Genomic DNA, 15635 nt, shown 5'->3' with positions numbered 1-15635 from the left:
CAGTCACGCAGCGTCAGATCCAGTCCCGCCACCGCTCGGCGCCCTCGAGCGGGCACGACCACTCCGACTCGACCGAGACCAGGCGCACCTCGGGCCGCGCCAGCCACTCGAGCAGCAGCCGCGCCTCGGCGGCGTGCGCGGCGTCGACGACGTCGCCGGTCGGCTCCACGACCCGCGCGGTGTCGCGGCACCGCTCGATGAGCGGCCACGGGTCGACGCGCGGGGGAGTGCGGACCGCCCCGGCGAGGACCCCGTGGCGGATCACCGAGACCTCCCAGCCGCCGCCCTTGGCCCGGCCGGCGCCGATGATCTCCCCGGCCGCCACGAGGCCTCTGAGGCGCTGCGTGGACGCCGCCAGGCCCAGGAAGGCGGCGAGCTCGTCCCGCTTGGCCGCGGCGGTCTCGAACCGTTCGCCGGAGGACAGCTCGGCCAGCCGCTCGGCCACGGCCTCGGCCACCGGCCCCGGGTTGCCGTCCATGGCTCCGGCGGTGTCCGCGGCGATCCTCGCGTACTCCTCGACGCTGACCGCGTGGCGGCACGGCTCGGGGCAGCGGCCGATCTCGCCGAGGATGCACGAGGACGACACGCGCTTCGGCGACAGGCGGGTACGGCACTGCCGGATCGGCAGCGCCGCCTCGATGGCGGCGATGGCGGCCTGGGCCTGCGTGCCCGACGCCGGACCCAGCCGCGGCTCCCCCGGAGCGGGCGGTTTGCGGGAGACGGTCAGGCGCGGATACGGCTCGTCGGTCAAGCGCACCCAACTGCGGTGCTCGGGGAACTTCGCGGCCCGGTTGTACGGCGGCTTGCCGCCGCTGATGAGCCGCAGTTCGGCGACGCCGGCCTCGAGCCGGTGCGCGCACTCGATGACCTCGACCCGCTCGGCGGAGGCGATCATGTCCCGCAGCCGCCGGCGCTGCTCGGCCGCGGAGAAGTAGCTGCGCACCCGCGCCGCGACGTCGACCGAGACGCCGATGTAGAGCGCCCGGTCGTCGGCGTCGCGGAAGATGTAGACCCCCGGCACGTGCGGCAGGCCCTCGGCCAGGTGCCGTTTGCGCCGCTGCAGCTCCGAGGGAATGGCGCGGCAGAACTCGGCCAGATCGGCGTCGGTGACCACCCCGTGCCCGGTGGCCCGCTCGATCAGGCCGTGCAGCACCGCCACCGTCGCGCGCGCGTCGTCCAGCGCCCGGTGGTTCGGCGTGACCGCCGAGCCGAACAGCCGCGCCAGCGTCCCCAAGCGACGGTTCGGCACTTCGCTCTTCTCGGTCAGCCTGCGCGCCAGCACGACCGTGTCGATCACCGGCGGACGCGGCCAGCGCGTGTCGCACAGTTCGCAGGCGTGGCGCAGGAAACCGACGTCGAAGCCCGCGTTGTGCGCCACCAGCGTCGCCCCCTGCGCGAACTCGAGGAACATCGGCAGCACCGTCTCGATGCCGGGGGCGTCGGCGACCATGTCGTCGGTGATCCCGGTCAGGCGGGTCACGCGCGGATCGATGGGCTCGCCGGGGTTGACCAGGGTGGAGAATTCACCGAGGACCTTGCCGCCCTTGACTTTCACGGCGCCGATCTCGGTGATCCCGCACGCGTCGGCGGCCAGTCCGGTCGTCTCCAGGTCGACCACGCAGAAGGTCACCTCGGACAGCGGGGTGCCCAGGCTGTCGAGCGTGGGCTGTGAAAAGCCTGTGGCAGCTGGGCTCTCGTACACGCCCACCAGACTAAGGGCGGCCTGTGACAGCGCCGTCCCCGCCGGTGTTCGAACGCCGCGGCCACCGCACCCTCGACCGGACGCGCTCCAGCCGTTCGGCGGCCCGTCCGCGCCCCTGGGAGAACCGCGACGACAGCGACGCCGGCCACAGCACGGCTCTGAGCCTCAGCCCGGTCTCGGCGTGCTTTCCCAGGGCGGTCCGCAGGTCCTTGACGGCCTCGGGCAGCGCGGTCGCGTTCGCGGCGCGGCCGGAGTACCGGTGGTGCTCGACCGCCGAGGCCAGCGCGTCGGCCGCCGCGGTCGCCGGCGGCGCCGCCGCTGCGAGCGCCGCCGCGGCCTGCCTGGGCGTCAGCGAGTCGCTGAGCGGCACGTCGTAGTCGGCGGCGAGGTCGAGCGTCTCGTCCCAGGCGCCGACGGCGCTGACCCGCCTCGGGCGGAGCCTCGCGCGGCGCACCGCGACGCGCCACAGCGCGGGAATGAACGGCAGCGGCACCAGCAGGCCGAGCGCCAGCCAGGCGGGCTGGAACCCGCCGGTGTCGGCCGCGTCGCCAGGCGCGGCGCCGGCCTGCTCCTCGGCCGGGTTCTGCGGGTCGATCGGCGTCGGCTCCGCGACCGGGCCGGCCGTCGCGGTCGGCTGGTCCGGCCGGTCGGTCGCCTGCGGGTCGCCGGAGTCGGCGTCCTCGACCGGTTCCCTCTCCCACGGGAAGCTCACCGAGCCCGACACGCCGGACGAGGGGGTCGGATCGAACGGCACCCAGCCGGCGCCCTCGAAGTGGACCTCCACCCAGGAGTGGAAGTCGTTGCTGGTCACCACCCAGTTCCCGTCCCGGTAGGTGCCCCTGGTCAGGCCGATGGCCACGCGGGCCGGCACGTCGGCCACCCGCAGCATCCACGCCATGGCGGTGGAGTACTGCTGGCAGAAGCCCTGCTTGGTCTCCAGGAAGTCGAGGATCTTCTCGCCGGTGTCGGCCTCGGCCGTCTCGAGGCTGTATCGGAAGCCGTTCGCCGGGCTGAAGAACTCCAGGATCGCCAAGGTCTTGGCGAAGTCGGTCTCGGCCCCGGCGATGATGTCGGCGACCCGCTCGTCCAGCTCGGGGATGTCGGGGTGGTCGGTGTTGCGCTCGCGCCGCGGGTCGTCCGGGGGCATCGCCGCGGCCTGCTCGAGGAACTCGGCCGACCACTCGGGGTCGATGTAGTCGAAGTTGTAGGAGTCGACCTCGCCCAGATCGGAGTCCTCGCTGGCGATGACGCCGGTGTCGGGCACGACGCCCCAGTCGTCGCCGAGGTCGATCTCGGTCGGGCTCCCGTAGACCGGCGCGACCGCGTCCTGGAGCTCCAGGTTCTCCACCGTGGCGGTGTGGCGCTCTCCTCCCGGGTACTCGAGCTCGCCGAGCGAGTCGAGCTCGCCGTATTCCGACGGCCCGAACCCGCGGTCGGGATCGAGCAGGTCCGACACGTGCATCCGCAGGTAGCGCGGCGTCGGGTCGGAAGTCGTGATGCGGGCCATCTCGATCGGGCTCGGCCGGTTGAGCTGCCCGGTGAGCTGCGCCCACGGGTCCACCGCGCCGATCCCGCCGCCCGGGCCGTCGCCGCTTCCGTATCCTCGGGCGACCTGGTCGACCAGCCCCGAGGCGTTGGTCGGGATGACCGCCAGGATCGTCAGCGTCACGGCCACGAACACCGTCCCGGCCACCCGCGCGGTCCCCGCCAGCGGCGACGGGAAACGCGGCCCCACCAGGCGCCCCTGCCCGGTGAACCGGTGCCCGAAACGCGAGACGCGCCGCAGGTTGTCGTCGGCCAGGACCCACAGGTACGCCATCGCCGGCAGGACGAACCAGAACCAGGCCGTCGCCTCGGGCGCGACCGAGACCGGCACCAGGTACATCGTCAGCAGCGTCAGACCCGACAGCGCCGGCGTGCGCAGCCCGACGATGAACATGTCGTGCAGGATCGCGACGACCCCCACGCCGAGCATCGTCAAGAACAGGATCCCGCCCTCGGCCGACACCGGCGGGGCCATGACGATGATGTCGTTGATCCCGCCCAGGGCCAGCGAGAACCAGTGCCCGAACGTGTCGGGGGTCGGGAACACCAGCAGGAACGTCGTCCCGCCGCCGAAGACCACCGTCAGCAGCACCAGCAGCCCGGCGCCCATCGCGAGCGTCTGGAGGCCCTGACCGCGCCCGGCCGCGCGCGTCAGCGCCCCGGCCCCGGCCACGACCGCCACCGCCAGCAGCACCGGAACCGCCCACGACAATCCCCTGAACACGCCGAGCATCGGCGTCAACGTCAGCGCCAGACTCGAGGCGGCCACGAGCGTGGCGTGCCGCTGCCCGCTCATGCCGCCACCGCCTTCCACATGCCCAGGCCCGTCCACACCCGGCGCAGCTCGGTGCCGGAGACGACCGGGACCACCTGCCAGCCGGCGCTCATCAAGGTCGTGGCGGCCACCCGGTGCTGCTCGGCGAACGCCCGCTCGCGCGGGTCGCCGGCGCCGTGCCGCGGACCCCAGCGCGTCGGGTCCAGCAGCAGCGCCGCGCAGTGGCCGCCCCGGCGCGCCAACGGCGCCAAATGCGCGGCCTCCTCCGGGGTCAGGTGCCCCATGAGCGCGACGACCGCCGACACCGAGCGGTGCCGCTGCGTCCGTTCGACCACCGACGACATCGGCGCGTCGGGACCGGCGGACACGGTCGCCAGGTACCGCAGCGCCTGACCGAACTCGCCCTGGCGGCACTCGAACTCCGAGTGCGCCGTCACCAGGCGCGGCGCCATGCCGTCCCGAGTGAGTCGGACCGTAGCCGAAGCCGCCGCGCCGACCATCCACTCGAAGCTCGACTGGTCGCCCTCGCCGCGGTGGGCCCCGCGCCGCACGTCCAGCAGGACCGCCGCCGAGTTCTCCCACGGCTGCTCCTCGCGGCGCACCATCAGCTCGCCGCGGTGCGCGCTGGCCTTCCAGTGGACGCGCCGCAGGTCGTCGCCGTGCCGGTACTCGCGCACGGCGATGTCGTCGTCACCGGTGATCGCCACGGCCTGCGCCTGCGACTCGCCCGAGGACAGCCCGGCGCCGCCGGGCAGCTGCAGCGTGGGCAGCGGCTCGACGCGCGGGGTCACGATCAGCCGCGTCGTCATCGGGAACTCCTGATTGGAGAAGGCCAGGCCGAACGGATCCGAGCAGCGCACCCGCAGCGGACCGAGCTCGTAGGCGCCCCGCGTGCCCGGCACGATCGTGTAGTTGACCACGCTGCGCGCGCCCGGCGCGAGACGTTCGAGGACCAGTCGCGGGCGGTTGCCCAGCCGGTAGGGGATCCGGTCCTCCAGCATCAGTGCCGCCGGGCGCTTGCGGCCGGTGTTCTGGATGCCCAGGCGCACCTGCGTGGGCTGCCCGGCCTCGACTTGAGCGGGGTTGAGCACGCGGTTCGACTCGAGGCTCGGCCGCGTCCACCGCAGCAGCGCCAGTCCGCCCAGCGGCGCGATCGCGGCGAGCATCGCGGCCCGCAGCAGGTCGCCCTCGCCCACCAGCAGCGCGGTGAGCCCGACGGCGACGCTCACCGCCAGCAGCGTCTTGCCGCGCCCGGTGAGCTCCACCGCTAGTACCTCCCCGGCTGCGAGACCACCGGAACGTGCCGCAGGATCTCGGCCACGATCGAGGAGGTGTCGCCTCCGCCCATGGTGGTCTCCGCGGTAGGGATCAGGCGGTGCGCGATGACCGGCACCGCCAGCTGCTGCACGTCGTCGGGCAGCGCGAAGTCGCGCCCGTCCATGGCCGCCAGCACCCGGGCGCACCGCAGCAGCTGCAGCGTCGCCCGCGGGCTCGCCCCGAGCCTGACCTGCGCGTGCGAGCGGGTCGCGTTCACAAGGTCGACCGCGTACCGCTTGAGTTCGGGCGCCAGGTGCACGGCCCTGGAGGTGAGGATCATCCGCACGATCGTCTCACCGTCGCACACCGGCTTGAGCGCCTCCAGCGGGTTGAGCTCCCCGCGGTGGTCCAGCATCGCCAACTCGGCGTTCACGTCCGGGTACCCGATCGCCAGCCGCGCGGTGAACCGGTCGCGCTGCGCCTCCGGCAGGGGATAGGTCCCCTCCATCTCCATCGGGTTCTGCGTGGCGATGACCATGAACGGGCTGCGCAGCTTGTACGTGTTCCCGTCGACGGTGACCTGCCGCTCCTCCATGCACTCCAGCAGCGCGGCCTGGGTCTTCGGGCTCGCCCGGTTGATCTCGTCGCCCAGGATCAGGTTCCCGAAGATCGCCCCCGGCTTGAACACGAAGTCGCGCTTCTCGGGGTCGAAGACGCTCACGCCCGTGACGTCCGAGGGCAGCAGGTCGGGCGTGAACTGGATCCGCCGCACCGAGCAGTCCACCGACCGCGCCAGGGCCTTCGCCAGCTGCGTCTTGCCGACCCCCGGCACGTCCTCCAGCAGGAGGTGGCCCTCGGCGAGCATCACCGCCAACGCCAACCGGATCGTGTGGGACTTGCCCTCGATGACCCACTCGACATTGGTCAGGATCGCCTCGGCCGTCGCCTTGAAATCCTGCGGACTCAACGCCGCCGGCGGCTGCGACTGCTGAGGTGGGGATGACTCGAATGCCAATGGTCCTCCCGGGGCTGCCTCGTGGGTGGGGTCGTCAGCGCCGCACGCGCCGCTTGCCCGCAATCGTACTCGGACGCGCCTAGGACCGACGCCCCGCCGAACGGGCCGCGCCACCTGGGATGCCATCGGCTACACTGGGCCCATGCCTCGGCGATTCGAGCTGCTTCTTACGTAGCCGTGTTGGGACCGAACCAGCACGGCGCCCCTGCTATGCAGGGGTTTTTTCGTGTCCGGGCCCGGATTTCCCCGCAGACGCCGACACCAGACCGCGAAGCACGAGCCACAGGATGACGACCGATGAGCGAACCGAAGTACCGATACGACGCCCGCCTGGCCAATGAGATCGAGCCGCGCTGGCAGGACCGCTGGGAGGCGGAGCGGACCTTCCGCGCTCCCAACCCGGTCGGCGACCTGGCCGAGCCCGACCATCCCCGAGCCGGGGCGCCGAAGCAGTTCGTGATGGACATGTTCCCCTACCCCTCGGGGGCCGGCCTGCACGTGGGTCACCCCCTGGGGTACATCGCCACCGACGTCTACTCCCGCTACCTGCGCATGGCCGGTTACAACGTGCTGCACCCGATGGGCTTCGACGCCTTCGGCCTGCCCACCGAGCAGTACGCGATCGCCACCGGCCGCCAGCCCGCCGAGATCACCGCCGAGAACATCGACCGCTACCGCGCTCAGCTGCGCCGCCTGGGCATGGGCTACGACACGCGCCGGGAGTTCGCGACCACCGACCCGGACTACTTCAAGTGGACGCAGTGGATCTTCCTGCAGATCTTCAACTCCTACTACGACACCGAGGCCGACCGGGCCCGGCCGATCGGCGAGCTGATCGCCGCGTTCGAGTCGGGGGAGCGGCCGGCGCCCGACGGCCGCGACTGGTCGGAGCTGAGCGACGTCGAGCGCCGCCGCATCGTCGACGGCCACCGCCTGGCCTATGTCACCGAGGCCCCGGTGAACTGGTGCCCCGGCCTGGGCACGGTCCTGTCGAACGAAGAGGTCACCGCCGAAGGGCGCTCTGAGCGCGGCAACTTCCCGGTCTACACCCGCACCCTGAAGCAGTGGATGCTGCGGATCACCGCCTACTCCGAGCGGCTGCTGAACGACCTGGACGACCTGGACTGGACCGACTCGCTGAAGTCCATGCAGCGCAACTGGATCGGCAAGTCCACCGGCGCCTACGTCGACTTCGCGACCTACGCCGGCGACATCCGGGTGTTCACCACCCGGCCCGACACCCTGTTCGGCGCCACCTACATGGTCCTGGCCCCCGAGCACGCGCTGGTCGACTCCCTGACCGCAGAGACCTGGCCCGCCGACGTCCCCGAGGCCTGGACCGGCGGCCACGCCACCCCGGCCGAGGCCGTGACCGCCTACCGCAACGAGGCCGCCGCCAAGACCGATGTGGAGCGCCAGGCCGACGCCAAGGTCAAGACCGGCGTGTTCACCGGCGGCTACGCCACCAACCCGGTCAACGGGGAGAGCGTCCCGGTGTTCATCGCCGACTACGTCCTGGCCGGCTACGGCACCGGCGCGATCATGGCCGTCCCCGCCCACGACGAACGCGACTTCGCCTTCGCCAATGCCTTCGACATCCCGATCCGCCAAGTCGTCGCCGGCAAGGAGGAGTGGGACGGCGAGTCGGCCTACACCGACAACGTGGCCGGCACCTGCGTGAACTCCGACTTCCTGAACGGCCTGAAGGTCCCCGAGGCCAAAGAGCGGATCGCCGCCTGGCTGTCCGAGCACGGCCGCGGCGAGGCCGCCACCACCTACCGACTGCGCGACTGGCTGTTCAGCCGCCAGCGCTACTGGGGCGAGCCGTTCCCGATCGTCTACGACGAGACCGGTCTGCCGGTGGCGCTGCCCGAGGAGCACCTGCCGGTGGAACTGCCGCAGATGGACGACTTCTCGCCCAAGACCTTCGAACCCGACGACGCCGACACCGCCCCCGAGCCGCCGCTGGGGCGCGCCAAGGACTGGGTCGAGGTCGAACTGGACCTCGGCGAGGGCCCCAAGACCTACCGCCGCGAGGTCAACACCATGCCCAACTGGGCCGGCTCCTCGTGGTACGAGCTGCGCTACACCGACCCGATCTCGAGCGACCGCATCGCCGAGGCGGCCAACGAGTCCTACTGGATGGGCCCGAAGGACGGCCAGGACGTCGGCGGCGTCGACCTGTACATCGGCGGCGTCGAGCACGCGGTCCTGCACCTGCTGTACGCCCGCTTCTGGCAGAAGGTCCTGTACGACCTGGGGCACGTCTCCAGCCGGGAGCCGTTCCGCCGCCTGTTCAACCAGGGCTACATCCAGGCCTACGCTTACACCGACTCCCGCGGCGTCTACGTGCCCGCCGAGGACGTCGAGGAGCGCGACGGGGAGTTCTTCTACCAGGGCGAGCGGGTAAGCCGCGAGTACGGCAAGATCGGCAAGTCGCTGAAGAACGTCGTCACCCCCGACGGCATCTGCGCCGACTACGGTGCCGACACCTTCCGCGTCTACGAGATGTCCATGGGCCCGCTGGCCGACTCCAAGCCGTGGGAGACCCGCGCGATCGTCGGCTCGCAGCGCTTCCTGCAGCGCCTGTGGCGCAACATCGTCGACGAGGAGACCGGCCAGGTGACCGTCGCCGACGTCGAACCGGCCGAAGCGACGCTCAAAGAGCTGCACAAGGCCATCGCCGGGGTCCGCGACGACTACGACGGCCTGCGGATGAACACCGCCGTCGCCAAGCTGATCACGCTGAACAACCACGTGACCGGCCTGGAAGAGGTCCCCCGCTCCGTGGCCGAGGCGCTGGTGCTGATGGTCGCGCCGGTGGCCCCGCACATCGCCGAGGAGCTGTGGGAGCGCCTGGGGCACCGCGGCGGGGTCGCCTACGCCGATTTCCCGGTCGCCGACGAGCGCTACCTGGTCGAGGAGACGGCCACCTACCCGGTGCAGGTCAACGGCAAGGTCCGCGGGCGCATCGAGGTGGCCTCCGACGCGGGCGAGGAGGTCGTCCGCGAGGCCGCGCTGGCGGAGGAGAAGGTGGCGGCCAACCTGGCCGGCAAGGAGGTCAAGAAGGTCATCGTGGTGCCCGGGCGCATGGTCTCGATCGTCGCGAAGTGACCGAGAGGTGCGGACCCCGCGGGGTCCGCACCTCTCGGACCGGTTGTGTCCTCTGCAATGATCATTGACATAGTTCGATATCTCTATTACGCTGACACCATCTTTGGGAGCGCTCCGCTTCCATAATGACCACAGTGCCTCGTCCCCTCACGCGCGGCAGAAGCATGAGGAGCAATCGTGTTGCAAACTCGCACCCGCCGTCGAGCATGGATCGCGGGATCAGCAGCGGCCGTCGTGGTGGCGGCAGGGGTCGCGATGTCGACCCAGTTCGCCCACGCGCAGTCCACCCTCCGAGGCGGCGCCGACGCCCTCGGCATCGACATCGGTGTGGCCGTCAACGACAGCTTGCTGCAGAACGACTCGACCTACCGGAACACCATCGCCACCCAGTTCAACTCGGTGACGGCCGAGAACGGCATGAAGATGGAGGCCGTCCAGCCGTCGCAGGGCAACTACAACTTCTCGCAGGGCGACCGCCTGGTGCAGTTCGCCCAGCAGAACAACATGACGGTCCACGGACACACCCTGGTGTGGCACAGCCAGAGCCCGGGCTGGGTCCAGAACCTCTCCGGCAGCGCGCTGCAGTCGGCGATGCAGGACCACATCACGACCACGATGAACCACTGGGAAGGGGAAGTCCACTCCTGGGACGTGGTCAACGAGGTCGTCAGCGACAACAACGGCCAGCTGCGCGACTCGTTCTGGCTCCAGGGACTCGGCGAGGGTTACATCACCCAGGCCTTCCAGTACGCCCGCCAGGCGGACCCGAACGCCGACCTGTACATGAACGACTACTCGATCGACGGCATCAACGCCAAGTCGGACCGGTACTACCAGCTGGCGCAGGGCCTGGTCAACCAGGGCCTGCTCGACGGGATGGGCTTCCAGGCCCACCTGATCCTCGGCCAGGTGCCCGGCAACATGGAGCAGAACCTCCAGCGCTTCGCCGACCTCGGTCTGAAGGTCCGCATCACCGAGCTCGACGTCCGCATCCAGATGCCGGCCTCGCAGCAGGAGCTTCAGCAGCAGGCGCAGGACTTCCAGCGCGTGGTGGAGATCTGCACCAACATCGCCGACTGCTCGGGCGTGACCGTCTGGGGTCTGCGCGACGGCGACTCGTGGGTGCCCGACGTCTTCGACGGTTACGGCGCGCCGCTGCTCTACAACGACGACTACTCCACCAAGCCCGCCTATGACGCGGTCCTGCAGGCGCTCGGTGGCACCAACCCGCCTCCCACCACCAACCCGCCGCCCACGACGACCAACCCGCCGCCGACCACCACCCCGCCGCCGTCCGGCAGCTGCTCCGCGGTGATCGACGTGGTCAACGACTGGGGCTCGGGCTGGCAGGCCAACGTGTCGGTCACCGGACCCACGAACGGCTGGACGCTGAGCTGGACCTGGCCCTCGGGCCAGGGGATCAGCAGCTCCTGGAACGCCGACATCACCCAGTCCGGATCGTCGGTGACGGCCTCCGACGTGGGATGGAACGGCAACATCGCGGCCGGGCAGACCCAGCAGGTCTTCGGCTTCATCGGCAGTGGCTCCGCTGTGGAGCCGTCGGTGACGTGCTCGGCCGGTTAGCGACTCCAGGGCGGGCGGTCCCTCCTGCCGGGACCGCCGCGCTCCTGGAACACCATGAGCCGGGCCGGGGAAGAAGATCTTCCCCGGCCCGGCTCGGTGCGTCCGCGGGTCCCCGGTCAGGACAGTTCGGCCTGGAACATCCAGGACTGCTTCTCGAGCTCGGCGGTGATGCCGATGAGGATGTCCTGCGTGACCGGGTCGGCCGACTCGACCGCCTCGATGCGCTCGCGCATCTTGCTGATGATCGAGGTGTAGGCGTCGATGAAGAGTGCCACCACCTCGGTGTCGGCGATCTGTCCGGCCTCGATCTTCGGCGCCGAGGACTCGGCGGCCACCGTCGAGGCCCGGCCGTCGGCGCTCGCTCCGATGGCGATGGCCCGCTCGGCGACGGTGTCGGCGGCGTTGCGCGCCGAGGTCACGATCTCGTCGAGCTGGAGGTGGAGCGACCGGAACTGCTTGCCGTACACGTTCCAGTGCGCCTGCTTCCCGATGAGCGCCAGGTCGAGCAGGTCGACCAGCGCTCCCTGCAGCGCGCCGGACGTGATCTCTCGATGCTCGTCGGAAAGGCTGGAGCGAACGGTTGTCATCTCGGCACCTCGCAAAGAACTCTCGTTTCTCCCAGTGTGTCAGGTCAGACTAATAGGGTGATACCCATGGCGCTGGAAGTTAAGACATCGCCCCCTCGTGCAGTTTGTTGGATTAGTCGATAAACTAAAGAGCGTCGCGCGTCGTCCCTCCTCGGGGCCGGCGCCGCGAACTGAATGTGAGAACGAAATCCCGAACGGCAGGAGTCACGATGCCTTACCGCCCACCGCTGGTCGCACGCGAGTTCTTCGTCGCCGACCCGCCGGAGTTGCCGCAGCGCGCCCCCGGTGAGCAGGGCCTGTCGGCCGTCACGGCCGCCGAGGTCGTCGAGTCCGGGCCCGCGTCCGTCCTGCTCAAGGCCACCACCTCGGCCGGCGAGGAGCTCTACGTCGGTCTCGCCGCGGTCGCCGAGGGCGTCGTGCGCGCCCGCCTCTCGGCCGATCCCCAGGCCCGCCCGGCCGCCGAGCGGGTCCACCGGATGGTCCACGCCGGGACCTACGAGGCCGCGAACGTCTCGGTCGAGGGCGACACCGTCGTCGTCGACGCGGGCGGGGTCCGCGCCGTGGCCACCCTCGGCGAGTGGTCGCTGCGCTACGAGGACGAGGCCGGACGGCTCCTGGTCGGCCAGAACCCCGGCGAGGTCGACATCTCCGGCCGCCTGCGCACGCTGCCGTTCGGCCGCTCCCTCGTGCAGGGCGAGCCCGCGGCCTACCACGAGTCCTTCACCGCCGGGCCCGACGAGGCCTTCGCCGGTTTCGGCGAGCGATTCGCCCCCCTCAACGCCCGCGGCCAGCGCCCCGTGATGTGGAACTTCGACGCGTTCGGATCCGAGTCCATCCGGGCCTACAAGAACGTGCCGTTCTACATGTCCGACCGCGGCTACGGCATCCTGGTCAACTCCGGTGCGCCGGTCGAGTTCGACATGGCCCAGGCCACCCACGCCGCCGTCGAGATCGTCGTCCCCGACGACGTCCTCGAATACCTGGTCCTCGCCGGCCCGACGCCGGTCGAGATCCTCGAGCGCTTCGACGGCCTCACCTGCCGCCCGGTACTGCCGCCCAAGTGGGCCTTCGGCACCTGGATCTCCTCGGGGTTCTTCGTCGACAGCCAGGACCGGGTCATGGACCGGGCCAAGAAGATCCGCGAGCGCGGCATCCCGTGCGACGTCCTCCACCTGGACACGTTCTGGCAGCACGAGCCGTACTGGTCCGACCTGCAGTGGGACCCGGCGCAGTTCCCCGAGCCCGAGCAGATGCTCGCCGACCTCGAGGCGCAGGGCTTCAAGGTCTGCCTGTGGATGAACTCCTACATCTCCCACAAGTCGCCGCTGTTCGCCGAGGCCGCCGAGAAGGGCTACTTCCTCAAGACCCTCGACGGCGAGACGTACGTGGCCGACGTCTGGAACGGCTCGCACGAGGCCAGCGGCATCGTCGACTTCACCAATCCCGAGGCCGTCGAGTGGTGGAAGGACCTGCTGCGCGGGCCCCTGCGTTCGGGCGCGGCCCTCTACAAGACCGACTTCGCCGAGGCCGTCCCCGCCGACTCCGTCGCGCACAACGGCATGACCGGCACCGAGCTGCACAACGTCTACACCCTGCTGTACAACGACGCGGTCTGCGAGGTCACGCGCGAGATCCGCGGCTACGAGTTCGTGTGGGCCCGCTCCTCGTTCCTCGGCGGCCAGCGCCACTCGGCGCAGTGGTCCGGCGACGTCCAGACCACCTGGGCCGGACTGGGCGGGACCATCCGCGGCGGACTGTCCCACGGCCTGTCGGGGATCCCGTTCTGGTCCCACGACACCGGCGGCTTCAACGGCACCCCGAGCGACGAGCTCTACATCCGGTGGGCGCAGTTCGGTGCGCTCTCGCCGCTGCTGCGCTACCACGGCACCACCACCCGCGAGCTCTGGGAGTTCAGCGAGCAGGCCGAACGGCTCGCGGTCGAGTCGCTCGAACTGCGCTACTCGCTCATGCCGTACCTGTACACGGCGGCGGTGCGCTCGGCGCGCACCGGTGAGCCGATGCTGCGCGCTCTCAACGTCGACGACCCGGACGACCCGGTCGCCTGGACCGCCGACCAGGAGTTCCGGCTCGGAACCGACCTGCTGGTCGCCCCCGTCAACGACCCGTCGGGCCGCCGGAAGGTCTACCTGCCCGCGGGCCGGTGGATCGACTACTGGACCGGGGAAGTGATCGACGGCGGCCGCTACATCGACACCGAGCACGGCCTGGAGACCTTCCCGGTGTTCGTCCGCTACGGCGCGATCATTCCCCGCGTCGCACCCGGCGAGCGCGTCGGCGACGGCCCGTTCGAGGCGATCACGCTGGAAGTCTGGGGCGCCCCGACCGAGGGCACCACCCTGTCCGACGTCGACGGCGACACCGTCGTGAAAGTTTCGGGCGAAACTTCCGTCACCCTCACCGCGACCGGTCCCGCCGACATCACTAAGGTGAATATCATCGATGTCGTTGGCAAGCCCGAATCGGTGAAGTTGCAGCGTTGATGGCCCTTACCAGCAGTCGCGCCGCCTCGCCCCTGACCGGAGAGAACGCATGGCTCTAGTAGCGGGGATCGACTCCTCGACCCAATCCACGAAAGTCCTACTGGTAGAGAGCGCGACCGGAGCGATCGTCGACTCCGGCAAGGCTCCCCACCCCGACGGCACCGAATGCCACCCCGACCACTGGTGGGACGCCCTCCAGGAGGCCGGCAAGGGCATCCTGGATCGCGCCGAGGCCGTCGCGGTCTCCGGCCAGCAGCACGGGATGGTGGCCCTCGACGAGAACGACGAGGTCGTCCGCCCCGCGCTGCTGTGGAACGACACCCGGTCGGCGCCCCAGGCCGAACGGCTCATCGCCGAGGGCGGCGGACCCCAGGCCTGGGCCGAGGAGACCGGCCTGGTGCTGGTCGCGTCCTTCACCGTGACCAAACTGGCGTGGCTCGCCGAGAACGAACCCGAGCACGCCGCGCGCGTCAAGTCGGTCATGCTCCCGCACGACTGGCTGACCATGAAGCTGCGCGGCGCGAAGGCCGCCGAGGCCACCACCGACCGCTCCGACGCCTCCGGGACCGGCTACTGGTCGCCGGTCACGGGGGAGTACCTGACGAACAAGCTCAGCGCGGCCCTCGGCCACAACGCGGTCCTCCCGCGAGTGGCCGCCCCGAACGAGATCGTCGGCCGCACCCCCGGCGGGGCGGCCGTCGCCCCGGGCACCGGCGACAACGCCGGCGCCGCCCTCGGCCTGGGCCTGGGCACCGGTGACGTGACGGTCTCGCTCGGCACCTCCGGGACGGTCTTCGGCGTCTCGGAGACCCGCGCGGCCGACCCGTCGGGCCTCGTCGCCGGGTTCGCCGACGCCACCGGCAGATTCCTGCCCCTGGTGACCACCCTCAACGCCGCTCGAGTGCTCGACACCGTCCGCGGGCTGCTCGGGGTCGACCACGCCGAGTTCGACGAACTCGCCCTCTCGGCCGAACCCGGCGCCGGCGGACTGACGCTCCTGCCGTACCTCGACGGGGAGCGCACTCCCAACCGGCCCAATGCGACCGGAGTCATCAGCGGCCTGACCACCCGTGCAACGCGCGCCGACCTGGCCCGCGCCGCCGTCGAAGGCATGCTCTCGGCCCTGGCCGACGGCATCGCCGCGGTGGAGGCCCAGGGCCTGGAGGCCCGGCGCGTCCTCCTCATCGGAGGCGCCTCGGCCTCCGACGCCGTCCGCAAGATCGCCCCGTCGGTCTTCGGCGTAGACGTGGAAGTCCCCCCCACGGCCGAGTACGTGGCGCTCGGAGCGGCCAAGCAGGCCGCCTGGGCGCTGTCCGGCTCGGCGACACCGCCACAGTGGAATGTAGGAGACACGGCGCAGTTCAGCGGTGCAGGTACCGGCTCAGCCGCAACCGCTGTGTCCGAGCAGTATTCAACGCTCAGGAACGAGACGGCCGCTTGGGCGTCTCATCAGTAAGCAGCAAAGGACGTAGCGATATGAGTGATGAGTTCGCACCGACTCCCGAGGACAAGTTCTCGTTCGGGATCTGGACGGTCGGTTGGCCTGCACAGGATG

9 protein-coding genes are annotated in these 15635 nt (G+C 70.8%); 4 read left to right on the top strand and 5 right to left on the bottom strand.

Going from position 1 to position 15635, the window contains the following annotated elements; translation table 11 throughout:
- Positions 1–13 precede the first annotated feature (13 nt).
- The 4 genes from ACYVL2_RS19110 to ACYVL2_RS19095 are packed head-to-tail and all read right to left on the bottom strand — an operon-like array spanning position 14 to position 6294.
- Positions 14–1702: a DEDD exonuclease domain-containing protein gene (locus ACYVL2_RS19110; RefSeq protein ID WP_460546326.1), complete on the bottom strand. Its 1689-nt coding sequence runs from the start codon at positions 1700–1702 to the stop codon at positions 14–16.
- A 10-nt stretch (positions 1703–1712) separates the two neighbouring features.
- The gene (locus ACYVL2_RS19105; RefSeq protein WP_460546324.1) at positions 1713–4043 is read right to left on the bottom strand and encodes a transglutaminase TgpA family protein; all 2331 of its coding nucleotides are present in this window, start codon (positions 4041–4043) and stop codon (positions 1713–1715) included.
- Positions 4040–5287, bottom strand: a complete 1248-nt coding sequence (locus ACYVL2_RS19100) for a DUF58 domain-containing protein (protein ID WP_460546322.1) — start codon at positions 5285–5287, stop codon at positions 4040–4042. Before ACYVL2_RS19100 ends, ACYVL2_RS19105 begins: the two co-directional genes overlap by 4 nt.
- 2 nt (positions 5288–5289) lie before the next feature.
- The gene (locus ACYVL2_RS19095; RefSeq protein WP_460546320.1) at positions 5290–6294 is read right to left on the bottom strand and encodes an AAA family ATPase; all 1005 of its coding nucleotides are present in this window, start codon (positions 6292–6294) and stop codon (positions 5290–5292) included.
- A gap of 297 nt (positions 6295–6591) precedes the next feature.
- Between ACYVL2_RS19095 and leuS the strand changes: the two genes are divergently transcribed.
- Both leuS and ACYVL2_RS19085 read left to right on the top strand, forming a co-directional pair.
- Positions 6592–9408 (top strand): leucine--tRNA ligase, encoded by a 2817-nt coding sequence (leuS, locus tag ACYVL2_RS19090; protein WP_460546318.1) that lies wholly within the window; start codon positions 6592–6594, stop codon positions 9406–9408.
- A gap of 177 nt (positions 9409–9585) precedes the next feature.
- Complete coding sequence (locus ACYVL2_RS19085; RefSeq protein WP_460546315.1) at positions 9586–10992, top strand: endo-1,4-beta-xylanase; 1407 nt, start codon at positions 9586–9588, stop codon at positions 10990–10992.
- A 116-nt stretch (positions 10993–11108) separates the two neighbouring features.
- Here ACYVL2_RS19085 and ACYVL2_RS19080 read toward each other — a convergent pair whose 3' ends face one another.
- Positions 11109–11579 carry a Dps family protein gene (locus ACYVL2_RS19080; protein WP_460546312.1) on the bottom strand — a complete coding sequence of 157 codons (471 nt, stop codon included), beginning with the start codon at positions 11577–11579 and terminating at the stop codon, positions 11109–11111.
- Between the two features lie 209 nt (positions 11580–11788).
- Between ACYVL2_RS19080 and ACYVL2_RS19075 the strand changes: the two genes are divergently transcribed.
- Together ACYVL2_RS19075 and xylB are read left to right on the top strand one after the other, a co-directional pair.
- Entirely contained in the window at positions 11789–14080 is a 2292-nt protein-coding gene (locus tag ACYVL2_RS19075; protein WP_460546310.1) for a TIM-barrel domain-containing protein, read from the top strand.
- Positions 14081–14129: 49 nt separating this feature from the next.
- On the top strand, positions 14130–15536 hold the full coding sequence (gene xylB / locus ACYVL2_RS19070; protein WP_460546307.1) for a xylulokinase: 1407 nt from the start codon (positions 14130–14132) through the stop codon (positions 15534–15536).
- The last annotated feature ends 99 nt before the right edge of the window (positions 15537–15635 follow it).

The sequence above is a fragment of the Glycomyces halotolerans genome, from assembly GCF_054779575.1.
This window is presented reverse-complemented; position numbering and strand designations above follow the sequence as displayed.